Genomic DNA, 22,595 nt, shown 5'->3' on the forward strand with positions numbered 1-22,595 from the left:
CTCTGAAGGTACGCCTACAGATCCGCCGCGAGGGCAAGAGTGGGTTGCGGGCTCCGCTTTCCTGTGAACCGGTCGTCTGGGATCTGTTGCGCGTCTCTGCGCGGGCTTTCGAGACCCGATGCACAGGACTATCCAGTCCATCTGAAAATTTACTTCCGTACGCGTTGCTTTCTGGCAGATCTACGGAACCATTGCGCGCTTCCCTGCGTATTTTGGCTTGAACAGTCCTCCCCGTGTGTAGCCCATGCATCTTCTTCACAAAGGAAACATCATCATGTCGACCAGCAGGAAACGCTCGAAGCTCTGGCTCTGGATTCTCCTTACGGTTGTCGTTGTGGGCGGATCCGCCGCGATCGCCATTGCCCATGGGACGAAGCCGAAGTTTGAGAGTTCGCAACTGGCCAAGGTGGAGCGCGGTGATGTGGCTCACTCCGTGGTTGCGACCGGCAAGGTGCAGCCCGTGACCAAGGTCGAGGTGAAGTCGAAGGCTTCGGGGATTGTGACGAAGATCTTTGTCGATGTGAATGCTCATGTGACGAAGGGTCAGATCCTGGCGCAGCTCGATCAGCAGGAGATTCTGGACCAGGTGGCTGCGCAGAAGGCGCAGCTTGCGGCGGCTGAGGCCAATGCGCGCGCGGCTGCGGCGGCGATCCAGTTCGACCGCGTGAATGCGGAGGCACCGGATCTTCCGATGTATCGGCATACATACGACCGTGCGCGGCAGATGTCTTCGATCGGGGTGGTCTCGCAGCAGGCGCTGGACGATGCGCAGCAGCGGTATCTTTCGGCGAAGAATATCCAGGACAAGGGACTGGCGCAGATTACGGTCGACACCTCGAAGATGCATCAGGCCGAGGCGCAGGTCGCCCAGGCGCAGGCTTCGTTGAAGCAGTTGGAAGAGCAGCTTGCGTATACGAGCATCGTTTCGCCGATGGATGGCACGATCCTTTCGCGGGATATCGAGATTGGCGACGCGGTCAGCTCGATCCTGGTGCTGGGTTCGACGGCCACGCTGGTGATGACGGTGGGCGATACGAGCCAAGTCTACGTGCAGGGCAAGGTGGATGAGAGCGGCATCGGCAAGATCTATCTGAATCAGCCGGCGCGGATCAAGGTGGAGAGCTTCCGCGACCATACGTTTCTTGGCCACGTAACCCGCATCACGCCGCTCGGCGTCGAAAAGGATAACGTCACCACATTCGATACGCGCATCTCGATCGACAATCCGGGTGGCGAGCTAAAGGCCAATATGACCGCGAACGCCGAGATTCTTCTGGAGGAGCATAAGCAGGTGCTGACGATTCCGGAGCAGGCGGTGATCTACGACAAGGATCGCAATGCCGCCGTCGAAGTGCCGGATGCGACGCAGAAGTCGGGTAAGCGCAAGGTGACGATTGTGGCCGGGCTTTCGAATGGCACGAAGACCGAGGTGTTGAGCGGTCTCGACTTCGGACAGGATGTGATTTTGCAGCAATAATCCGGGCGTGGAGTTTGGCCCGAAATGGATGGAACGAGCTTTGCAGTCAACGCATCCAACTATCGAACGATTCGCAATGAGGAGTCCCATGTTCAAGAAATCGCTTCTTCCGCTGGCCCTTACCTTCGCAAGCGTGACCGCCTTTGCCGCGGACCACAACTTCGAGCGCAAGCTTTCGACGTCGGGCTCGCCGAATGTGACGGTAGCGACCGGTTCAGGCTACGTCCACCTGCGTCCGGGCTCGGATAACCAGGTTCACATCGCTGCCCATCTCCATGGAAGCAATAATGGCGGATGGTTCTCGGGCGGGTATGGCGATGTCGATAAGCGGATCGATCAGATCGTTGCGAATCCTCCGGTGCAGCAGAACGGCAACGACATTATCATTGGCGAGCGCCAGAGCCGGGATCTGTACCGCAATATCTCGATCGACTACGAGATCACGCTTCCCCGCGCCTCGACGATCACGGCAACTTCGGGGTCGGGCGACGTGGAGAGCCAGGATGTGGGACAGAATGTAAAGGCCGAAACGGGTTCCGGGAGCGTGCGTCTGCGCGGGGTACACGGGCCGGCTTACCTGCGTTCCGGATCGGGCGACATTGAACTCGACGAACAGGGCCAGGGCGATGTCCGGGCCTCGACCGGATCCGGTTCGATCCGTCTGCGTGGTGTGGACGGTGGATTGAACGCGGAGTCGGGCTCAGGGGACATTGAAATCTCCGGACGTGTTGCCAATGACTGGCGTCTGCAGACGGGTTCGGGATCGATTCGGTCGAGCCTGGGCGACGGCGCCCGGTTTACTCTCTCGGCGTCGACTGGGTCGGGGGACATTCGTGTTCACCAGCCGCTTTCGATGCAGTCGAGCGCGAATCACCATCATGTAACCGGTGCCGTGAACGGCGGCGGCCCTAACCTTCGTGCCAGCACCGGCTCGGGCGACATCGAGATTAAATAAAAGCTTCTCAACAAAAAGTGAGAGGATGGGCCATGATCGCTAAGACGATTGTGGCCCTTTTGTCGTTCTTCCTTCCTTCGTGCGCCATCGCAGAGATGAGCATTCAGGACGAGCTTTCTACAGCGCGCACCGAGTGGATCGGGACGCTTTTGAGTAAGCAAGTCCAAGCAGCCGTGGCGCTCTATACGCCAGATGCGGACTTCCTCGATCCCTCCGGAGCGCGTATTCACGGAGCCAGTGAGCCACTTACTCTCTACAAGACCGTCACCTCAACCTTCGACGCCTCGTGCCATCTCCGGTCACGGTCGGTCGAGGTGTCGGGCGATCTCGCCTTCGATAGCGGGGATTACGACGAGGACATCACCGTTCGGGCGACCGGCGCGAAGAATCACTTCAAGGGTTCGTACTTGACGGTGTATCGCAGTGTGGCCGGGCGGTGGCTGATCGTGCAGCAGGCATGGACCGAGATGAAACCCCAGTAGACGGAAGCACCCTCCACAACAGAGAATGGCCTGCATGAAATCGATTCTGCTCACGCTCGCTCTAGGCCTTCTTACGCTTCCTGCCGTCTTTACGTTTCCTGCCGTCGCGCAATCGGGCGAACTCAAGATCTCGTTTATCGACGTGGAGGGCGGGCAGTCGACGCTCTTTGTGACGCCCACCGGGCAGAGCCTGCTGATCGATACGGGGTGGGCGGGACATGAGAGTCGCGATGCCGACCGTATCGTCGCCGCGGCCAAGGCGGCGCACCTGAGCCGCATCGATTATGTGCTGATCACGCACTACCATGCGGACCATGTGGGCGGAGTGCCGCAGCTTGCGGCGCGGTTCCCGATCGGCACGTTCCTGGTGCATGGGCCGAATCGCGAGCCGGGGGACAAGAGCACGGTGGAGGGCTATACGGCGTATCAGGCTTTGCTGGCGGGCGGGAAGCAGAAGCAGCTTGTGCTGCATCCGGGCGACAAGCTGCCGATTACCGGCATCGATGCGATGGTCATCAGTTCCGATGGTGAGACGATCGCCCATGCGCTGCCCGGTGCGGGGAAGCCGAATGCGTTTTGCGGCGTGTCCGAGACGAGGCCAGCAGATGTGACGGAGAACGCGCGGTCGCTGGGGATCCTGATCCGCTTTGGGAAGCTGAAGATTCTGGACCTGGGCGACCTGACCTGGGACAAAGAGATGCAGATGATGTGTCCCAACGACAAGCTGGGGCATATCGATATCGACATCGTCTCGCACCATGGCTGGTACCAGAGCTCGAGTCCGGCGCTGGTGCATGCGATTGCGCCACGCGTTGCGATTATGGACAACGGCGCGAAGAAGGGTGGGTCGACTCCGGTGCTGAAGGTCTATCAGACAAGCCCAGGGCTGGAGGCACTGTGGCAACTTCACTACTCCGAGGAGGGTGGGCCGGAGAACAACACCGCGGACAAGTACGTTGCGAATCCGCAGGGAACGGATGCGGGGGTTGGGCTGGAATTGATTGCGCATCCGAATGGTGCGTTTGAGATTACGAACGATCGCACACATGCTACGGAGACGTATCCGGCGAAATAATTGCGCACGGCAGAGAGGAACCCAGGTCTCGGAAGCGAGACCTGGGCACCCGGTTCGGGAGCTAGAGGATGGGGTCTCCGAGTGGGAGGACGACCCTGCCGGCTACGGCGTTCAGGACTTCGATGAAGGCTACTGCCATGGCATCGATGCCGGTGAGCAGGCCGACGTAGCCGCCGAGCTTGCCGGTAGCGTACCCGAAGTCGCCTGCGGCAAGCAGAAAGAATGCGATCCAGAGCAGAAGGAAGACGCTGAAGACGGCTTTGTTGAGGCGGAAGGTCACGATCCATAAGAGGAAGGTGAGGACGCCCCACATCAGCAAAGTAACTGCCACGGCGCTTGCGGGCGGGGCCTTGAGCCAGCCTGCGCCGATGGTCCACTTGAGCAGGGCGAACCACCACCAGAAGAGGCCGTAGGAGGTAAAGGCGACCATGCCGAAGGTGTTGCCGACCTTGAACTCGAGGATGCCGGCGATGATCTGCGCGATGCCTCCGTAGGCAAAGGCGAGCGGGACGACGACGACTCCGGCTTCGGGAGGAAGCAGACCGGCGTTGACGGACGAGAGGACGCACGTCGTGAGGCCGAAGCCGAGTAGGCCGAGTGGGCCTGGGTTTGCAATTTTGGGCAGAGTAGCTGGTGCGGCGAGGACTTCGGGCATGCGTTCTTCTCTCCTTGGCGCGGGAAACAGTGGGTTGCGAATGCGGGCACCATCGTACATGGATGGGCGTATCCCGTATCGTTAAGTTATGGACCGCTTCCCTGCTCCGCGCCTTCTGATCTTCGACCTCGACGGCACCCTGATCGACTCCCGCCAGGACCTCTGCAACTCTGTAAACGCCACGTTGGCGCATCTGGCGCGGCCTTCTCTGCCGGACGCCGTGATTGCCAGCTACATTGGCGATGGTGCGTCGATGCTGATCCGGCGGGCGTTGGGCGACCCGGACTATGTGGAGGATGCTCTGCTGGATGAGGCGCTAGGCTTCTTTCTCCATTACTACCGCGCGCACAAGCTGGACTTCACCTATGTCTATGCGGGCGTCTTTGAGGCGCTGGAGGCGATTCGTGCGGCACATCCGGACGTGCCGATGGCGGTGCTGACGAACAAGCCGGTGCATCCATCGCGGGATATCTGCACGCACTTCGGGCTGGATCGATACTTCTTTCAGAACTATGGGGGGAACTCGTTCCATACGAAAAAGCCAGATCCGCATGGGCTGCTGAAGCTGATCGCGGAGGCCAATGCGCTGCACCCATCCGAGTCGCCGATCACCCCGGCTGAGACGGTAATGATCGGCGACTCCGATGTGGACATTCTTACGGCGCGGAATGCCGGGGCGCGTTCGGTGGCTTGTACGTTCGGGCTGGCTCCGCATACGCTGGCGGCGGCGCAGCCGGACGTCACTGTCGATGCTCCGATCGAGTGGCCGTCAGCGATCTTTGCCTAGAATGGCTTGGGCCTAACACGGCATGAGGCGTTCGCGGTTCAGCATCCTGGGGACAGCAAAACCAACGCAGGTGCTGTGAGTTTTGCGAGAATGACATTTTGGGAACGACCTATAATGGCTGCATCCAGCCATCGTCGGCTAAGAGAAACGGAGAACACTGTGCGGAAACGACTCATGTTGGCCTTGCTTGGTACCGCCATCGCTGCGTTTGCGGGAACCGCGAACCAGCTCTACAGCTACAAACTCAAGACAATCGATGGAGAGCCGACTTCGCTTGGAACCTACAAGGGCAAGGTCCTGCTCGTGGTCAATGTGGCGAGTGCGTGCGGGTATACGCCGCAATACTCGGCGCTCGAGGCGGTGTACGAGAAGTACAAAGACCGGGGGCTTGTGGTGGTGGGGGTTCCGGCGAATAACTTCGCCAACCAGGAGTCTGGAACCGAGGCCGAGATCAAGACCTTCTGCAACCGCAAGTACCATGTGACGTTTCCGATGATGTCGAAGGTATCGGTGGCGGGTGCGGATCAGGCACCGCTGTATCACTACCTGACGGACAAGGCGGCGAACCCTGCGGTGGGTGGCGAGATCAAATGGAACTTCACGAAGTTTCTTGTCGCACGCAATGGAAGACCGGTAGGCCGCTTTGAACCGGCGACAACGCCGGACTCTCCCGAGGTGATCGCGGCGATTGAGGCTGAGTTGAAAAAGCAGTAGCGCTCGGCCGCCGCGCAAATACAAATCCTCACAACCAAGGCTTCTGGTTGTGAGGATTTTTCTTTAGCTGAACAAGAACTCCTTGGTGCGGAGTTCGCGGACGGTGTCGCGGAGCTTCGCTGCCTTTTCGAACTCGAACTTCTTGGCGGCTTCGCGCATGTCGGATTCGAGCTTCCCGATGTAGACGTCGAGCTCGGCCTGCGTGGCGAAGTCAGGCATGCCCTCGGCCTCGTCGGTGAGGTCGGCGTAGTCGGCCTTGAGGATGCCGGCGAGGCCCATCTCGAGGGGACGGTTGATGGAGGCGGGGGTGATGCCGTGCTCCTCGTTATAGGCGACCTGCTTCTCGCGGCGACGGTCGGTCTCGTTGATTGCGCGCTGCATGGAGTCGGTCATCTTGTCGGCGTAGAGGATGGCGCGGCCTTCGAGGTGGCGGGCGGCGCGGCCGATGGTCTGGATGAGCGAGCCCTGGGAGCGGAGGAAGCCTTCCTTGTCGGCGTCGAGGATGGCGACGAGGGAGACTTCGGGGAGATCGAGACCTTCGCGGAGGAGGTTGATGCCGATGAGGACGTCGTACTCCCCTTTGCGGAGGTCGCGGAGGAGCTTGATGCGCTCCAGGGTTTCGATCTCGGAGTGCATGTAGCGGCAGCGGACGCCGACCTCGGTGTAGTAGTTGGCCAGGTCTTCGGACATGCGCTTGGTGAGGGTGGTGACGAGGACGCGCTGGTCTTTCGAGACGCGGTCGCGGATCTCGGCGAGGAGATCGTCGATCTGGCCCTTGACGGGACGGATCTCGACGATGGGATCGATGAGGCCGGTGGGGCGGATGATTTGTTCGACGACGACGCCAGCGGCCTTCGTCAGTTCGTACGGTCCGGGGGTGGCGGAGACGTAGATGATCTGGCCGGTGCGGCCTTCGAACTCCTCGAACTTGAGCGGGCGGTTGTCCATGGCGCTGGGCAGGCGGAAGCCGTAGTCGACGAGATTCTGCTTGCGGCTGCGGTCACCGTGCCACATCCCGTGAAGCTGCGGGACGGTGACGTGGGACTCGTCGATGAAGAGGAGGAAGTCGCGCGGGAAGTAGTCGAGGAGCGTGGGTGGCGGCTCGCCGGCGAGGCGCCCGGAGAAGTGCCGCGAGTAGTTCTCGATGCCGTGGCAGTAGCCGACGGACTTGATCATCTCGAGGTCGTAGCGGGTGCGCTGGTGGATGCGCTGGCTCTCGACGAGACGGCCCTGGGACTCCAGTTCTTTTTCCCACCACTCCATCTCGGCGAGGATGGAGTCCGAGGCGGTCTTCTTGCGTTCGGGCTGAACGACATAGTGGGACTTGGGGTAGATGGGGAGGCGGGAGTATTTCTGCTTGACGGTGCCGAAGAGCGGGTCGATCTGCGAGAGGGCGTCGATCTCGTCGCCGAAGAGCTCAATGCGGTAGGCGGACTCGTCGTAGGTTGGGAAGACTTCGATGATGTCTCCACGCACGCGGAAAGTGCCGCGGCGGAAGTCGACGTCGTTGCGCTCGTAGAGGATCTCGACCAAGCGGCGGGTGATGTCTTCGCGGCGGATCTTCTGGCCGCGTTCGAGCAGCAGCAACATGCCGTAGTAGGCTTCGGGCGAGCCGAGGCCGTAGATGCAGCTTACGGAGCTGACGATGATAGCGTCGCGGCGCTCGAAGAGGCTGCGGGTGGCTGCGAGGCGCAGCTTGTCGAGCTCTTCGTTGATGGTGGCTTCTTTTTCGATGAAGAGGTCGCCGGAGGGGATGTAGGCCTCGGGCTGGTAGTAGTCGTAGTAGCTGACAAAGTATTCGACGGCGTTGTTGGGAAAGAAGGTCTTGAACTCGTGATAGAGCTGGGCGGCCAGCGTCTTGTTGTGCGCGAGGATGAGCGCGGGGCGCTGCAGCTCCTCGATGACTTTGGCCATGGTGAAGGTCTTGCCGGAGCCGGTGACGCCGAGCAGCACCTGGTCTTTTTCGCCTGCCTCAATCCCGGCGACGAGCTCGCCGATGGCCCTTGGCTGATCTCCCTGCGGTTTGTACGATGTCACAAGCTGAAAGTCCATCCCTATAGGATAGAGGAAGACGGAGGTTTTCACGCATGAGCTTACTGATCCCACCAAGCCAGCTATGGCTTTGTCGACATGGCGAAACCGAATGGAGCCTTTCGGGGGCACACACCAGCCGCACCGACATTCCGCTGACCGACAACGGGCGCGAGAAGGCCGTCGAGCTTGGCGCTTATTTGAAGGACACACCGTTTGCGGCGGTGTTTGTGAGCCCGATGCACCGCGCAAAGGAGACATGCCGGATCGCGGGATTGATCGACAACGCGTACATCGATGAAGGGCTGATGGAGTGGAATTACGGGATCTACGAGGGCAAGACGACCAAGGAGATTCGCGAGGAGGTTCCGGGCTGGTCGGTGTGGAAGGATCCCATCTATGAGGGCGAGACGGCGGAGCAGGTGGGCGAGCGGGCGGATGATGTGATCGCACGGGCGCTGGAGGCAGGTGGGCAGCAGGGCGGCGGGAATGTGGCGCTGTTCGCGCATGCGCATATTCTGCGTATTCTGGCGGCGCGGTGGATTGGATTGCCGGCTAAGGGTGGCGCATTGTTCGGGCTTGGGACGGGGAGCGTTTCGGTGCTCGGATGGGAGCGGGAGACGCGGGTGATCTTGCACTGGAATCGTGGGTTCGGCGGATAACTACGCGGCTTCACTCTAAAGCAATTCGTAACCAGGATCAAAAAAAGCGGGATAAGAACAGGCACGACGCCTGGTTCCTCCCGCTTTTCTTTGTTTCTTTCCGGAACTAGCCTTTGGCGTTGACGAGACGGATGACTTCGAGGAAGAGGTCCGCCGAGATCTGCAGGGAGTGGGCGCTCACCTTGTCGATGGAGTCGAGCTCGGTGTGGTGGAAGCCGCCTTCCGGATGCTCCTTGGTGGGGGGACCGTAGTCGAGGTCGATGATGTCGAGGACCGGGACGCCGCGCTGTTTGAAGGGTAAGTGATCGTCTTCGACCTCGGTCTGGTTCTTGAAGACCGAGGACGCGTGGCCAGTGTTTTTCGCTGCGGTGGCGAGCAGGTCTTCCAGCCAGGGCGTGGAGTTAGCGTCGTGATCGATGTTCAGGTCGCGATCGCCGCACATGTCGGCGAGAACGAAGGCCTTGATCTTGCCGATGGTTCCGTTCTGGCTCCACTTGGCGGCGAGGTGGCGCGATCCGTAGAGCGAGTCGGAGTTCGTCCAGCTTTGGACGGCCTCTTCCCCGTCGAAGAAGGCCAGCCAGACCGAGTAGCCCTCGGGCGGGTGGGCGCGGAGGTACTGGCCGATGCCAATGAGCAGCGCAGTGGTCGCGGCTCCGTCGTTGGCGCCAACGAAATTGATGTCGCGCAGGGGCCAGTTGGTCTCGTAGTGGGTGCCGAGGACGATGATGCCGTCCTTCTTGCCGGGGAACTTGACGATGTAGTTGTTCATCGACTGCATGCCGGCGGGCGTGCGGGCGGTGAAGCTGTCCTGCTCGAAGTTGCCCTTGGCTTTTTCGGGGGCGAAGTGATCCTGGATGAACTGCTCGGCCTTCGCGTGACCCGGAGAGCCGTTGAAGCGCTTCGGCGCGACCGCCAGAAGCTGCCTGGTGGTCGCATAGACGGCGGCCCCACTGACGGCACCGGGCTTCTGGGCGAACGACGGCAGGCAGACCAGCAACAGCAGACTCAGCTTCAGAAGACTCTTCATGCGCGCTTGGCCTCCCTGGCCTTACGACGTTCCGGGTGGACGACCAGCGCGACACCCACGCCAATGAGGTAGAGGACAAGCATCGGGCTGGCGAAGAGGCACATGCTGATGGGGTCCGGCAGCGGGCAGATGATGGCAGCGATGAGGAAGATCAGCAGGATCGCGTAACGGATGTGTTTGAGCAGGAACTTCGCGTCGACGATGCCGAAGAGCGCAAGGAAGAAGATGAGAACCGGCAGTTCAAAGGTGACGCCGAGTCCGAGGATGACCGCGAGGAAGAAGCCGGTGTAGTCCTCGATGGTGATCATGTGGGTGTAGTTCTTGCCGATGTCCTGGATGAGGAAGACCATTGCGCCGGGGAGCACATAGCGATAGCCGAACCAGGCTCCGCTGAGGAACAGGCCGACGGTCGCGCCCATGAAGGGGAAGACGTACTTCTTCTCGTGCGCGTACATGCCCGGGGAGATGAAGAGCCAGACCTGGTACAGGATGAACGGGCTGGCGAAGATGGCACCGAAGACCGCCGCCGACTTGATCATGAGGTTCAGCGCGTCAGTGGGGTGGGTCATCGTCATCTTGAGGCCGATGTTGAGCAGCGGCTGCTGCACCCAGGTGATGAGCTTCGCGTTGAAGACATAGGCGATGGCGCAGCCGCCGAGCAGGTACAGGATGGAGTGGACGAGGCGCTTGCGCAGCTCTTCCAGGTGCTCCATCAGGCTCATGCCGGGCAGTTCGGCGCGGTCTTTGATCTCGGCGCGTGCCTTATCGATCGGGTCATCCATGGTGGTCCACCTGCGTGCTTTCCGCGGCATGACCGGCACGCGCCTCGATCTCGGCCGGCGTGGCCTCGGGGATCGATTCGAGCAGAGGCGTCAACGCGCTGTTACCCCGTCCCACCGGGAGCCCTGTGTCGGGCGGCATCATCTTCAAATCACCCTCACTGGCGATGGGCTGAACCTCGGCCGCAACCGGCGCGGGATCTTCCACCGTGTATTCGACTGCGCCGTCTCTCTGGACGAAGTCTTCCCCGCTATCGGGATGGGCCGTGGGCATGGTCGTTTCGAGCTCCGTCGACGCCTCAAGCGCGGGTGCAACCGGAGCCGCCGCCTCAATCTCGGCGATCTTCTTCTGGCGATCGGCTTGTTCGGCCATCCGCAGCTCGTCTTCCATCTGCATCCGGAAGTCGTTCGACGCGCGCCGGAACTCGCCCATCAGCTTGCCCAACTGGCGTGCCAGCTCCGGCAGCTTCTTGGGGCCGAAGAGCAGCAACGCGATAATGAAGATGACTGCACTGTCCTGAAAGCTAGGCATACTTGCCTCCCATGATACGGCCTCGTTACAGACCGGACAAATCGGCCTAGAATAAGCTTTGAAGGGAGAGGGCGGCGATGACCAAGACATTCACCTGGCAGGAGGCGCAGACCCTTCTGCCTGTGCTCGAATCGCTCCTCAAGAGAGCCCAGGCGAACGCCGAGAAGGCCTCCGGGCTGGAAGTCGAGATGCAGGAGCTTTCGCAGCGCATCTTCCTCTCGGGCGGCGTGCGGGTCGACGTTTCCGTCGCCGCCAAACGCCGTGCGCAGTTCGACAAGAGCAGCAAAGAGGTGCAGGATACGCTGGCCGAGATCGAAGCGATCGGGGTGCAGGTGGCGGATCTTGAAGAGGGCGTGCTGGCGTTTCCGTGCAAGCTCGAGGGTGCGACGGTCTTCCTGAGCTGGCAGCTTGGCGAACTTACGATCACCAGTTGGGTGAACGAAAACGAGTCGATCGCCGACCGCAAACCGATCGACGGGCGCTTCGGCCGGATCGAACGCGAGCGGCTGAACTAGATTCTCGTTTACCATTGAAAGATGGCCGCCGCAGCCGACATCTCGTTCCGTGCCCTCTGCGAGCAACAGGGGATCGCCGTCACCCATCAGCGCGAAGTGCTGTATGAGGTGATGCAGTCGATGCACGGACACCCCTCTCCCGAGGAGATCTACGCCGAGGTCCGGCAGCGCATCCCGACCATCTCACTGGCCACGGTGTACAAGAATATCCATCTTTTCGTCGAAAGCGGCGTGTTGCGCGAGGTCAGCCTCCACCACGGCACCGTACGGGTGGAGATGGCGAGCTCCGATCACCATCACGTCGTGTGCAGCCGTTGCAAGTCGATCACCGATATCGACGAGGCCGAGCTTGGCCTTCTGCCGAAGCACGATCGCCTGCCGGGTGGGTTCCTTGTCGAGCGCTACGCGGTCGATGTGATTGGGCTGTGCGCGAAGTGCCAGCAGGCCTGAACGTTCTTTCGCTCCCCTCGTTCGCAACTCCGGGGCATCGGCTGCGTCTAACGGGAAGGTCGCGGCTCCCCGTCTTCCAACGCGGCTCTTTTCTACGAGGCTATGCATGCGTTTTTCCCCGCAGTATCTTTTCCGGCTTGCGCTTTGCGCCGCGATCCCGGCCCTGAGCGGCTGCGGAAACTTCTTCGTCTACCCCGGCACAGGTGGCGGCTCGGGTTCGGGTTCGACGACGAGCTACGCCTACGTAGCGAATGCCACAACCACCAATCTTGCCGCGTTCGCGCTGAACTCGGGCAAGCTGGTGTCGGTGAGTGGATCGCCTTACAGCCTTGGAATCTCCCCGACCAGCCTGGTCGTAACGCCGGCAAATACGTATCTGTACGTCGGCACCGCCGTGGCTCTTTACGGCTTTTCGATCAATACGACGACGGGGCAACTGACGGCACTGAACAGCGGTCAGGCCCTGGCTAGCGTGAATGTCGTCTCCCTGGACGTCTCCCCCGACGGCAACTGGTTGCTCGCGCTCGACGCAAGCGGTGTCACCGTCGACGAGTATGCGATCAACACCTCGACCGGTCTGCTGAACGCGGCCACCGGTGCCACGTACAGCATTACGGGCAACGGCGTTTCGGCTCCGCGGGCCATCAAGTTCGCTCCGTCGGGAGCGTTCGTCTTCGCCGCGCTTGGCACGGGCGGTGACGCGGTGTTCAACTTCAACACCTCCACCGGGGCTCTGACGTACAACACCAGCCTGGCAGGCTCCACGACGAGCAGCGACAACGCGCTGACGGTCGACTCCACCTCGACGCATCTTTACATCGCGCGGAGCGGCACCGGGGCCGGTGTGACGGCGTATACGATCAGCTCGAACGGTGCGCTGAACTCCGTCAGCGGATCTCCCTTTGCTGCCGGCGGGGGTCCGTATTCGGTCGTAATCGACGCCACCGGAGATTATCTGTACGCGGGCAACCGCACCGATGGCACGATCTCCGGCTACACCATTGCGACCTCGGGCGCGCTGACGCCGATCTCGGGTTCACCCTTCGCCAGCGGTGTCAACGTGAACTCGCTGGGACGCGACTCGCTTGGCAAATACATCGTCGCGGCTTCGCTGGGTGGATCGTCCGATCTGACGATGTACAGCTTCGACGCCACCACAGCGGGCAAGCTGAACGTCGCCAGCACCGCGACGACTGGAACCGACCCGACGGGGGCAATCGCCGTGGCGATGACTCACTAGGTTCGTCGCGTTTCTCTCTCCGTTTGTGCCCGATACGGCATCCAACCGTATCGGGACCTCCGCCTATAATGGGAGTTGTCCGCCTGAAGGAGCAACGCCCTCCGTATGCATTCCACCCAGTCTGACCACGCCGGCCGGATCCGTGTCTTCGCCATGTCGTTTGTGCTTCTCCTGGCCTTTACGGGCTGCTCCCGTTTCCGTCCCAAGGTGCTTTCGAGCGAGTACGTCTATGTGACGGCCAAGCAGACGTTTCTGCGCGACCGTATCGCCGCCGTCTCCAACCGGACTGGCATCGTGAATAACGGCGATAAGCTCACCGTGCTCGAGCATGGACGGCGCTTTATCAAGGTCAAGACGACCAAGGGCGAGATCGGCTGGATCGACGAGAAGACGGTCGCCACCCAACAGGTCGCGGACACCTTTACGAAGCTTGCGGAAGATCATGCCAAGGATCCCTCGGTAGCCTCCGCCGTCGTGCGCGACGAGGTGTATCTGCACATCAAGCCAGGGCGCGAGACGGAGCGGTTCTACCGGCTCGCCGAGGGCGACAAGCTGCAGTTGATCGCGCGCGCCACGCTGCCGAAGGCTCTGCCCCCGGGGCAGGCGCCGCCGAAGCCTCCACCAGCCAAGCCCGGGGAACCTGCTCCCGCGCCGCTTCCTCCTGTCATGGAGGACTGGTGGCTGGTCCGCGATGCGCAGAAGCACTCCGGCTGGATCTACTCGCGGATGATTGACGTTGATGCACCCGACACGCTCACCAGGTATGCCGAGGGCCAGCGTTTTGTCGGGGCCTACGTTCTCACCACCGTGAACGATCCTGGAGCCCCGATGGACAACAAGGACGTTCCCATTTACCTGACGGTGCTGAGCCCCTACCGTGCCGGCCTGCCGTACGACTTCGACCAGGTCCGGCTCTTTACCTGGTCGACCAAGATGCATCGCTACGAGACCGGCTTCCGCGAGAAGAACATCGAAGGCTACCTGCCGGTGAAGATCGGCAGGATGAAGGATGCGAACGGCAAGTCGGTAATGGCCCAGACCGAGCTGCCGAGCTTCACCTATCGGGTGCTGGCAGCAGACTCTGCACCCGCCGTCCCCGATCCTGTGACGGGTTTGGTGACACCAGGCAAGCTAATCTCGAAGACATGGCGACTGGAGGGCAATTCGGTCCACCGCATCCTCGACCCCGGGCAGGATCCAAAGCAGGAACAGGCGCATCCGGAGCCTCCGCCGGAGAAAAACAAGAAGGGCAAGAAGAAGAAATGAGCCTCCTCTTCGGCTCATGCTTCCTGGGCTCCTGATACTTCCCTGGAAGCATGACGAACCGGCAGTGATCTAGCGGAAAAACTCCGCAATCGCGCCGACAACGATCTCCTGCTCGTCGCTCCGCAACTCCGGATACATCGGCAGAGCGAGGACTTCTTCCGCCGCACGCTCCGACTCGGGAAAGTCTCCCGTTTTGTAGCCGAGGTCGACCAGCGAGACCTGCTGATGAAGCGACAAGGGGTAGTAGACCTCCGTGCCGATCTTCCGCTCGGCCAAGAAAGCACGGAGGGCATCCCGTTTCGGAGCCCGGATCACGTACTGGTGGTACACGTGCGTGCCGCGAGAGTCCTCGAACGGGAGGACGATTCCCTTTCCCGTCAAACCGGCCGCTGCGAACATCTCCGCGTAGCCCGCGGCCAGGGCCCGCCGCTTGCGGTTGCCTTCCGGCAGGTACTTCAGCTTCACCTCGAGAACGGCAGCCTGAATAGTGTCGAGACGGGAGTTCCAGCCGACCTCATCGTGATAGTAACGGCGCTTCATGCCATGGGCGCGAAGGCTGCGCACGCGCTCGTCGATGGATTCGGATGAGGTCGTCACGAGGCCCGCATCGCCAACCGCCGCGAGATTCTTGGTGGGATAGAACGAAAATGCAGCCGAGGCCCCGAGAGCACCAGCCTTCACACCACGCCATTCCGCGCCAAAGGCCTGGGCGGCGTCTTCGACCAGCGTCACGCCAAATTCCTCGCGCAACGTGGAGAAGGCATCCCAGTCTGCGCACTGGCCATAGAGATGCACCGGCAGAACAGCCTTGATCGTCTCCCCGCCACGCAACAGTTCGCCCACAGTCTGTGGAGACAGGTTGAACGTCTGCGGGTCGATGTCAGCCAGAACCGGGCGGGCACCACAGCGGAGGATGGAGCTGACCGTAGCGAAAAAACTGAACGGGCTGGTCACGACCGCGTCTCCGGGGCCGACCCCGGCGGCGGCCATGGCCAGCCACAACGCATCCGTGCCGCTGGCGCATCCAATGGCGTGGGGAACGCCGCAGGACAGGGCGGCGGAGCGCTCAAACGACTCTACTTCGGGACCGAGGATGAAGCGTTGGGAGGTCAAGACTGTCTCGACCGCGGCCAAAACCTCCTCGCGAATGGTCGCGAACTGGCGGCTGAAATCGAGCATCGGAACGGGGGTAACTTTTGCGGGCGTCACTCCGTCCATCCTACAACGCCCCTCTCGGCTTGAAATTCCGCGTGGATGGTCGTATCGTTGGTTGGCTTGTATCTGAGAGACGCCTGTCGATACGAGGCGCGGTGGAACCGGTAGCTCCCCGGCCGGTTCCTTGACCTTTTTTGTCGCACTTTCACAACTGAACAACTTGATTCGAAGGAGCTCTAAACCTATGGATTCAAAGCCAGCACAGAATATCCAGGACACCTTTCTCAACACGGTCCGCAAAGACAAGAGCCCCATCACCATCTACCTGGTCAGTGGCGTGAAGCTCACCGGCAAGATCCGGTCCTTCGACAAATACTCCGTGCTGCTTGAAAACAACAGCCAGGAGCAACTGATCTTCAAACACGCCATCTCCACGGTGGTCAGTGGCCGTTCCGCCAGCCACGGCGAAGGCAAGTCCGAACCGCGGCACAGCTCCATCAGCCATGCTCCTGCTCCCGTGCATGTGCATGAGCCGGTCTCCGCTGCCACCGATCATTGATACGGCGCACCACAATGAATCCTCCTTCCAGCAAGGCATCGGCATGCTCCCCGCCGATGCCTTCGCGTCTTTACCCTCTAGAAGGCCTCTTTGCGTAAAAAGAAATCTCCGCAGCACGAAGAAGAACAGACCAAGCGTCCACAGCGGCGCTCACTCGTCGAAGCCGCCGAAGCCCAGGAAGCCGCCATTGCGGCCCGCGAACGCCGTTCGCTCACCGAACATCAGCAGTCCGAGCTCGCCGTGCTGGTCGCGGTGGAGTTCACGGCCGACCAGAAGCGCAAGAAGCTTACTACCGCTGCGCGACTCGCCCGCGACACCGCTGCCCTGCTGGCCGGCGAGGACCCTGCCGCCGAAAACATCCATGACCTCGACTTCGACGCCTCGCGCGCCGAGTTCGAGGAGCTTGCCCGCTCCGCCGGGGCGACCATCGCGACCACCATCGTGCAGCGCCGCCAGAAGCCCGATCCCGGCTCCCTGGTGGGCCAGGGCAAGCTGGACGAGATCGTTGAGATCGTGACCTCCACGGGGGCGTCGCTTGTCCTCTTCGACCACGACCTCACGCCGTCGCAGCTCCGTAATATCGAAGCGCGCATGCCCTGCCACGTCATCGACCGGTCGCAGCTCATCCTGGACATCTTCGCCCGGCACGCCAGGACGCGTGAGGGCCAATTGCAGGTCGAGCTCGCCCAGCTCGAATACCAGCTTCCCCGCCTCTCCGGACGCGGTCGCGCCATGAGCCAGACCGGCGGCGGTATCGGCACCCGCGGACCGGGCGAAACCCAGCTCGAGACCGACCGCCGCAAGATCAACATCCGCATCGATCGCATCAAGGAGCAGCTCGAGGCGGTCCGGCGGATTCGCCGTCAGCAGAGGCAGCGGCGCGAGGCGGTCCCAGTACCGGTAGTTGCCCTGGTGGGTTACACCAACGCCGGTAAGTCCACGCTGTTCAATGCGTTGACCGAGGCGGGCGTGCTGGAATCGGCGCGGATGTTCGCCACGCTCGACCCAAAGCTGCGTCAGCTTACGCTTCCCTCGCGACGGAAGATCCTGCTTTCGGACACGGTCGGATTTATCCGCAATCTGCCACACCAGCTCGTCACCAGCTTCCGGGCCACGCTTGAGGAGGTAGAGCGGGCGGAGATTCTGTTGCATATCCAGGATGCCTCGTCCGAGATGCGCGATGAGCAGAAGGCACAGGTGGAGAAGGTCCTCGCCGAGCTGGAGGTCAAAGGAAAGACGGTTCTGCAGGTGCTGAACAAGATCGACCTCGTCGGTCCGCGCGAACGTGAAAATCTGTCGAATATCCCCGGCGACATCCTTGTCTCCGGGCTTGCGAAGGTGGGTCTTCCGGCATTGATTGCCGCCATCGACGACGCGCTGGTGGTGGACCCCCTGATCCAGTCGCGCCTCCGGCTTCCGCAGTCCGAAGGCGCGATTCTGGCGTCGCTCGAGGCAGGGGCCGTGATTGAAACGAAGCGTTTTGAGGGAAATCTGGTCTTCCTGGAGGTGCGCGGGCCGGCTTCCCTGCTCAATCGCTACCGCCGTTTTCGGGAGCGTTCCGGGCGAGAAACGGAAGTCGTTGCGTGATCGGGGGCACCCGGTGCGTTTATCGAGCAACCTGCGCGAATAGCGGAATCATGTTGTTTGACACTCCCCCAACCCCTTTGCTAAAAATAGTAGGTACCGCGACCTAAACACCCCTGCCGGACCGGCCCACATGGCGATCTCGCGCACCGGATTCAGCCACACCCAACGCGTAGTCTGCAACAAGACGGTTCAAGACCGACCGGCGATACCCAAACAATGGATCAGATTCTCAATCAACTCGGTGATCTTGTGCTCGGCTCCGTGCCGACCATGATCTTGTTCATCCTCCTCGTCATCGCGTACGGCCTTCTCGTGCGCCGGCCCTTGGACAAGGTCCTGGCCGAGCGCCGCGCCCGCACCTCGGGTGCTATCGAGCAGGCCAAGGGAGCCATCTCCGCTGCGGAAGCCGAGACCAAGGTTTACGAAGACAAGCTGCGCGCTGCCCGCTCGGAGATCTTCTCCGCGCGCGAAGCCAAGCTGAAGCAGTGGAATGCCGAGCGCGATGCCGCCCTCGAAGAGGCTCGTACCGCCACGCAGCAGCGCGTTGCCGCAGCCCGCGCCGAGATCGAGCGCACGGCTGCCACCGCCCGCCAGCAGATCGAAGCCCTCTCCGAAGCCCTGAGCGAACAGGTGATGCGCGCCGTTCTTCCCGCGGGCATCTCCACGGAGGCCACCCAGTAATGCGCCTCTCCTTTGCAATCAAGAATTCCCTCCGCATCGCCTTCGTCGCGGCTCTTTTCTTCGGCACACTCCCCTTCGCACACGCGATGCAGGAAGCTCCCGAGCACGTCACCGCTTCGGGCGCGAAGTCCACTCCCGAGGCCGCCGGCCCCGAGCAGAAGAAGGAAGCCGAGGACGAGAACGACGCGTACCTGAAGTCGCCTTCGGTGCAGAAGTTCGGCAAGCTGTTCGGTCTCAACGCCGAGCAGGCGGCAACCACCTTCACGGTCGTGAACTTCGTGGTGCTCGCAGGTCTGGTTGGCCTCTTCCTGGTGAAGACGCTGCCGAAGACCTTCCGGGATCGCAACTCCGCCATCCAGAAGCACCTCGTCGACGCCCGCACGGCCACCGAAGAGGCCTCCGCCCGTCTGAACAGTGTGGAAGAGCGCCTGTCGAAACTGGATGCTCAGATCTCCGCGATGAAGACTCAGTCCGAGGCCGATTCGGTCAAGGATGAGGCGCGCATCAAGGCTTCGGTTGAGGATGAGAAGGCCAAGATCCTCGCCGCCGCCGAACAGGAGATCTCCGCCGCCACGATTCATGCGCAGCGTCAGATTCAGAAGTACGCCGCCGAGCTTGCCATCGAGCAGGCCGCGCGCAAGCTCACGATCTCGGCCGAGACGGACCGTCTTCTGGTGCAGAACTTTGCCCGCAACCTCGGCGCGGATGAGTCGAAGGAAGGGCAGAACTAATGTCGACCGTCTCCCTTCGCTACGCCCACGCTTTTGGCGATGTCGCCAGGTCAGCCCATCTCGACGCCCAGCTTGCCAAGCAGCAGTTGGAAGACTTCTCCGGTACGCTGCTCGGAAGCCCTGAGTTGCATGAGTTCCTTGGCAATCCGTCGATTGCGGCACCGGAGAAGCTCAAGATCGTCGATGCCGTCACGAGCAAGATCGGTGTCTATCCGCAGGTTCGCAACTTCATTGCGGTCATCATGACGCATGAGCGCTTGCACGATCTGCCGGAGATCATCGCGGAGTTCGCAGCATTCGCCGACGAGGCCGCTTCGATCACCGACGCTGAAGTCACTACGGCCCGCCCCTTGAACGATGCCGACCGCGTCGAGCTCGAGGCACGCATCAGTGCGCTGGCCGGCGGGGCGATTCGCACCGCGTACCATCAGGATTCCACCCTGCTCGGCGGAGTTGTCGTCCGTATCGGATCCACCGTGTATGACGGATCCGTCAGGGCGCAGTTGCAGCAGTTGAAGACAAAGCTGATCAACGCATAACCCAAGTTTCGTACGAAGAAAACGAGTAAAAGAGAAGATATGGCACAGATCAAGGCAGATGAGATAACCGAGCTGCTTCGTCAGCAGATCGAAAGCTACGAACAGAAGATTCAGGTCGACGAAGTCGGCACCGTCATTTCTCTGGGCGACGGTATCGCTCGCGTACACGGTCTCGACAAGGTCATGGCCGGCGAACTCATCGAGTTCCCCCACGGCGTTGCGGGTCTCGCCATGAACCTCGACGAGGACCAGGTCGGTGCCGTGCTTCTGGGCGACTACACCGAGCTCTCCGAAGGCGATCAGGTCAAGCGTACGGGCAAGATTATGTCCGTGCCGGTTGGCAAGGCGATGATCGGCCGCGTCGTGAACGCGCTCGGCGCGCCCATCGACGACAAGGGCCCCATCGAGACGACCGAGTTCCTTCCCGTTGAGCGTCTCGCTCCCGGCGTGATCGATCGTCAGGGCGTCACCGAGCCCATGGCCACCGGCATCAAGGCCATCGACATGATGATTCCGATCGGCCGCGGCCAGCGTGAGCTCATCATCGGCGATCGCCAGACCGGCAAGACCGCCATCCTGCTCGACACCATCATCAATTCCGCGAAGAACAACCTGATCTGCATCTACTGCGCCATCGGCCAGAAGCGCTCGTCGGTTGCCCAGGTGGTGCAGACGCTCGAAGAGAACGGCGCGATGGCGTACACCATCGTCGTGGCCGCGACTGCCTCCGAGCCCGCTCCGATGCAGTATCTGGCACCATTTGCCGCAACCGCCATCGGCGAGTACTTCCGCGACAACGGCATGCACGCGCTGGTGATGTACGACGATCTTTCCAAGCACGCCGCTTCGTACCGCGAGATTTCTCTGCTCCTCCGCCGTCCGCCAGGGCGCGAAGCATACCCCGGAGACGTGTTCTACCTGCATTCCCGACTTCTGGAGCGCAGCTCCAAGCTTTCCGATAAGCTCGGCGGCGGTTCGCTCACTGCCCTGCCCGTCATCGAGACGCAGGCCGGCGACGTTTCGGCTTATATTCCGACCAACGTGATCTCGATCACCGACGGACAGATCTTCCTCGAGACCGATCTCTTCAACTCGGGTATCCGTCCCGCCGTCAACGTCGGTCTTTCCGTATCGCGCGTCGGTTTCGCCGCTGCCTACAAGTCCACCAAACAGGTCGGTGCGACGATGAAGCTCGATCTCGCGCAGTATCGCGAGCTCGCCGCCTTCTCGCAGTTCGGCTCGGATCTCGACAAGGTAACGCTGCAGCAGCTCAACCGCGGCCAGCGCCTCACCGAACTTCTGAAGCAGCCCCAGTACCAGCCGCTCCCTGCCGAAAAGCAGACGGCAATCCTGTTCGCCGGCGTCAATGGCCTGCTCGACGATGTTGAGGTCAAGGACCTTCGCGCCTTCGAGGATGGCTTTTTCCCCTGGATCGAGAGCGCACAGCCCGCGATTCTGGAAGAGATCAAGACGAAGAAGGAGTTCGATAAGCCCGGCGTGCTCAAGGGCAAATTGACCGACGCGATCAAGGAGTACAAGGCGAATTTCCTCGCAGGTCTCAAGGATAAGGCGGTCGCGAAGTAATCCATGGCAAACGTCCTCGATCTACGTCGCCGCATCCGCAGTGTGAAGAACACGCGGCAGATCACCAAGGCCATGAAGATGGTCTCGGCGGCCAAGCTGCGCCGCGCACAGGAGCGTGCCATGCAGGCACGACCCTACGCGCAGATGCTCACGAACGTGCTTGAGTCGCTGGTCCGCCGTACCGACCTGTACAACGCCCAGACGGGCGAGATCGTTCACCCGCTCCTGGCCGAGCGTGAAGAGAAAAACGTCCTGCTGCTCGTCATCGCTGGTGACAAGGGCTTCGCGGGCGGCTTCAACTCGAACATCGGCAAGGCCGCGCAGAAGTTCTTCCTGGAGCGTACCGCTGCGGGACAGAACGTCGACCTCGAGCCCATCGGCAAGAAGGCTGTCGGCTTTTACAAGAAGCGCTTCCCTGCCGCCAACTACGAGAAGACGGAAGAGCACTACGACAACGAGCTCTCCACGCACTACGAGACGATCCGTCATCGTGTGGAGCAGATCGAAGTCACCGGTGAACACCTCGACCTTCTTGGCAAGACCGAGTTCGATGTCGTCACGAAGCTCGCTCACTCGATCATCGAGCGCTATGAGCGGACCGAGATCGACGCCGTCTACCTGGTCTATAACGAGTTCAAATCGGTCATCCAGCAGCGCGTCGTCGTCGAGAAGCTTCTGCCGATCCGCAAGCTGGGGTCGCATGAGATCACCGCCGCTGAGAATATGAGCGAGGAGCAGCGCGACGCGGCGGCAAAGTCCGCAGCCTCTGAAGGCATCAGCGTCAACGAGCCTGAAGAGTCGGTGATGGAGAAGGAAGCGAAGAAGTTCGGCAACGCCGACGTCGATTACATCTTCGACCAGTCGCCGGAGCAGCTCTTCAAGCACCTCATGCCTCGCTACGTGGCCACGCAGATCTTCCACGCCCTCCTGGAGAGCGTGGCAGCCGAGCACGCCGCCCGCATGACCGCAACCGACGCCGCCACCAAGAACGCCGGCGACCTCATCGATTCCCTGTCGCTCACCATGAACCGCGTGCGCCAGGCAGCAATCACCAAGGAAATCATCGAAATCGTAAGTGGCGCAGCAGCGCTATAACGCGAAGGCTGTAAGCG

Annotated in this window: 24 protein-coding genes; 18 read left to right on the plus strand and 6 right to left on the minus strand. The window is 61.4% G+C overall.

The features are described from left to right. The first annotated feature begins 274 nt into the window (after window positions 1–274). The 4 genes from BM400_RS15450 to BM400_RS15465 all read left to right on the plus strand — a co-directional run bounded on the left by BM400_RS15450 (window position 275) and on the right by BM400_RS15465 (window position 3,989). Window positions 275–1,477 carry an efflux RND transporter periplasmic adaptor subunit gene (locus tag BM400_RS15450; protein WP_089842001.1) on the plus strand — a complete coding sequence of 401 codons (1,203 nt, stop codon included), beginning with the start codon at window positions 275–277 and terminating at the stop codon, window positions 1,475–1,477. An 88-nt stretch (window positions 1,478–1,565) separates the two neighbouring features. Beyond that, the gene (locus BM400_RS15455) at window positions 1,566–2,432 is read left to right on the plus strand and encodes a DUF4097 family beta strand repeat-containing protein (protein WP_089840396.1); all 867 of its coding nucleotides are present in this window, start codon (window positions 1,566–1,568) and stop codon (window positions 2,430–2,432) included. A 32-nt stretch (window positions 2,433–2,464) separates the two neighbouring features. Next, a complete protein-coding gene (locus tag BM400_RS15460) occupies window positions 2,465–2,914 on the plus strand; it encodes a YybH family protein (protein WP_089840398.1) in 450 nt (149 codons plus the stop codon). Window positions 2,915–2,948: 34 nt separating this feature from the next. After that, entirely contained in the window at window positions 2,949–3,989 is a 1,041-nt protein-coding gene (locus BM400_RS15465; RefSeq protein ID WP_089842004.1) for a ComEC/Rec2 family competence protein, read from the plus strand. Between the two features lie 61 nt (window positions 3,990–4,050). On the opposite strand, the gene BM400_RS15470 is transcribed toward BM400_RS15465, so the two are convergent. Continuing rightward, window positions 4,051–4,644, minus strand: coding sequence for an acetate uptake transporter (locus tag BM400_RS15470; protein ID WP_089842007.1), 594 nt, complete (start codon window positions 4,642–4,644; stop codon window positions 4,051–4,053). A gap of 88 nt (window positions 4,645–4,732) precedes the next feature. Between BM400_RS15470 and BM400_RS15475 the strand changes: the two genes are divergently transcribed. Next, complete coding sequence (locus tag BM400_RS15475; protein WP_089840399.1) at window positions 4,733–5,431, plus strand: HAD family hydrolase; 699 nt, start codon at window positions 4,733–4,735, stop codon at window positions 5,429–5,431. A gap of 174 nt (window positions 5,432–5,605) precedes the next feature. Further along, the gene (locus BM400_RS15480; RefSeq protein ID WP_089840401.1) at window positions 5,606–6,145 is read left to right on the plus strand and encodes a glutathione peroxidase; all 540 of its coding nucleotides are present in this window, start codon (window positions 5,606–5,608) and stop codon (window positions 6,143–6,145) included. A gap of 63 nt (window positions 6,146–6,208) precedes the next feature. Here the strand turns inward: BM400_RS15480 and uvrB are convergent, their stop codons facing one another. Next, window positions 6,209–8,197 (minus strand): excinuclease ABC subunit UvrB, encoded by a 1,989-nt coding sequence (gene uvrB / locus BM400_RS15485; RefSeq protein ID WP_089840403.1) that lies wholly within the window; start codon window positions 8,195–8,197, stop codon window positions 6,209–6,211. Between the two features lie 35 nt (window positions 8,198–8,232). On the opposite strand from uvrB, the gene BM400_RS15490 reads away from it, so the two are divergent. Then, window positions 8,233–8,838, plus strand: a complete 606-nt coding sequence (locus tag BM400_RS15490; protein WP_089840405.1) for a histidine phosphatase family protein — start codon at window positions 8,233–8,235, stop codon at window positions 8,836–8,838. A gap of 106 nt (window positions 8,839–8,944) precedes the next feature. On the opposite strand, the gene BM400_RS15495 is transcribed toward BM400_RS15490, so the two are convergent. The 3 genes from BM400_RS15495 to BM400_RS22835 are packed head-to-tail and all read right to left on the minus strand — an operon-like array spanning window position 8,945 to window position 11,176. Next, on the minus strand, window positions 8,945–9,865 hold the full coding sequence (locus BM400_RS15495) for a M28 family peptidase (protein WP_089840407.1): 921 nt from the start codon (window positions 9,863–9,865) through the stop codon (window positions 8,945–8,947). Continuing rightward, window positions 9,862–10,647, minus strand: coding sequence for a twin-arginine translocase subunit TatC (gene tatC / locus BM400_RS15500; protein ID WP_089840409.1), 786 nt, complete (start codon window positions 10,645–10,647; stop codon window positions 9,862–9,864). Before tatC ends, BM400_RS15495 begins: the two co-directional genes overlap by 4 nt. Further along, window positions 10,640–11,176, minus strand: coding sequence for a twin-arginine translocase TatA/TatE family subunit (locus tag BM400_RS22835; RefSeq protein ID WP_089840411.1), 537 nt, complete (start codon window positions 11,174–11,176; stop codon window positions 10,640–10,642). The genes tatC and BM400_RS22835 overlap by 8 nt, the downstream gene beginning before the upstream one ends. Window positions 11,177–11,253: 77 nt before the next feature. Here BM400_RS22835 and BM400_RS15510 point away from each other — a divergent pair, with 77 nt between their 5' ends. The 4 genes from BM400_RS15510 (at window position 11,254) to BM400_RS15525 (ending at window position 14,647) form a co-directional block, all read left to right on the plus strand. Further along, window positions 11,254–11,691, plus strand: a complete 438-nt coding sequence (locus BM400_RS15510; RefSeq protein ID WP_089840413.1) for a DUF2203 domain-containing protein — start codon at window positions 11,254–11,256, stop codon at window positions 11,689–11,691. A gap of 21 nt (window positions 11,692–11,712) precedes the next feature. Continuing rightward, entirely contained in the window at window positions 11,713–12,141 is a 429-nt protein-coding gene (locus BM400_RS15515; protein WP_089840414.1) for a Fur family transcriptional regulator, read from the plus strand. A gap of 106 nt (window positions 12,142–12,247) precedes the next feature. Continuing rightward, window positions 12,248–13,381, plus strand: a complete 1,134-nt coding sequence (locus BM400_RS15520; protein WP_089840416.1) for a lactonase family protein — start codon at window positions 12,248–12,250, stop codon at window positions 13,379–13,381. Between the two features lie 105 nt (window positions 13,382–13,486). Beyond that, on the plus strand, window positions 13,487–14,647 hold the full coding sequence (locus tag BM400_RS15525; protein WP_245781894.1) for an SH3 domain-containing protein: 1,161 nt from the start codon (window positions 13,487–13,489) through the stop codon (window positions 14,645–14,647). 69 nt (window positions 14,648–14,716) lie between these two features. Here the strand turns inward: BM400_RS15525 and BM400_RS15530 are convergent, their stop codons facing one another. Further along, window positions 14,717–15,856 (minus strand): DegT/DnrJ/EryC1/StrS family aminotransferase, encoded by a 1,140-nt coding sequence (locus tag BM400_RS15530; RefSeq protein ID WP_342714594.1) that lies wholly within the window; start codon window positions 15,854–15,856, stop codon window positions 14,717–14,719. Window positions 15,857–16,046: 190 nt separating this feature from the next. On the opposite strand from BM400_RS15530, the gene hfq reads away from it, so the two are divergent. The 7 genes from hfq to BM400_RS15565 all read left to right on the plus strand — a co-directional run bounded on the left by hfq (window position 16,047) and on the right by BM400_RS15565 (window position 22,578). Next, the gene (hfq, locus tag BM400_RS15535) at window positions 16,047–16,361 is read left to right on the plus strand and encodes an RNA chaperone Hfq (protein ID WP_089840420.1); all 315 of its coding nucleotides are present in this window, start codon (window positions 16,047–16,049) and stop codon (window positions 16,359–16,361) included. Window positions 16,362–16,451: 90 nt separating this feature from the next. Continuing rightward, window positions 16,452–17,948: a GTPase HflX gene (hflX, locus tag BM400_RS15540; protein WP_089840421.1), complete on the plus strand. Its 1,497-nt coding sequence runs from the start codon at window positions 16,452–16,454 to the stop codon at window positions 17,946–17,948. Between the two features lie 216 nt (window positions 17,949–18,164). Next, window positions 18,165–18,629 (plus strand): F0F1 ATP synthase subunit B, encoded by a 465-nt coding sequence (locus BM400_RS15545; RefSeq protein WP_089840423.1) that lies wholly within the window; start codon window positions 18,165–18,167, stop codon window positions 18,627–18,629. Beyond that, window positions 18,629–19,360 (plus strand): F0F1 ATP synthase subunit B, encoded by a 732-nt coding sequence (locus tag BM400_RS15550; protein ID WP_245781895.1) that lies wholly within the window; start codon window positions 18,629–18,631, stop codon window positions 19,358–19,360. The genes BM400_RS15545 and BM400_RS15550 overlap by 1 nt, the downstream gene beginning before the upstream one ends. Then, a complete protein-coding gene (gene atpH / locus BM400_RS15555) occupies window positions 19,360–19,899 on the plus strand; it encodes an ATP synthase F1 subunit delta (protein ID WP_089840425.1) in 540 nt (179 codons plus the stop codon). Before BM400_RS15550 ends, atpH begins: the two co-directional genes overlap by 1 nt. 39 nt (window positions 19,900–19,938) lie before the next feature. Next, a complete protein-coding gene (gene atpA, locus BM400_RS15560) occupies window positions 19,939–21,483 on the plus strand; it encodes a F0F1 ATP synthase subunit alpha (protein WP_089840427.1) in 1,545 nt (514 codons plus the stop codon). A gap of 3 nt (window positions 21,484–21,486) precedes the next feature. Then, on the plus strand, window positions 21,487–22,578 hold the full coding sequence (locus tag BM400_RS15565; RefSeq protein ID WP_089840429.1) for a F0F1 ATP synthase subunit gamma: 1,092 nt from the start codon (window positions 21,487–21,489) through the stop codon (window positions 22,576–22,578). Window positions 22,579–22,595: the final 17 nt, after the last annotated feature.

It is taken from the genome of Granulicella pectinivorans, assembly GCF_900114625.1.
Classification (GTDB): Bacteria; Acidobacteriota; Terriglobia; order Terriglobales; family Acidobacteriaceae; genus Edaphobacter; species Edaphobacter pectinivorans.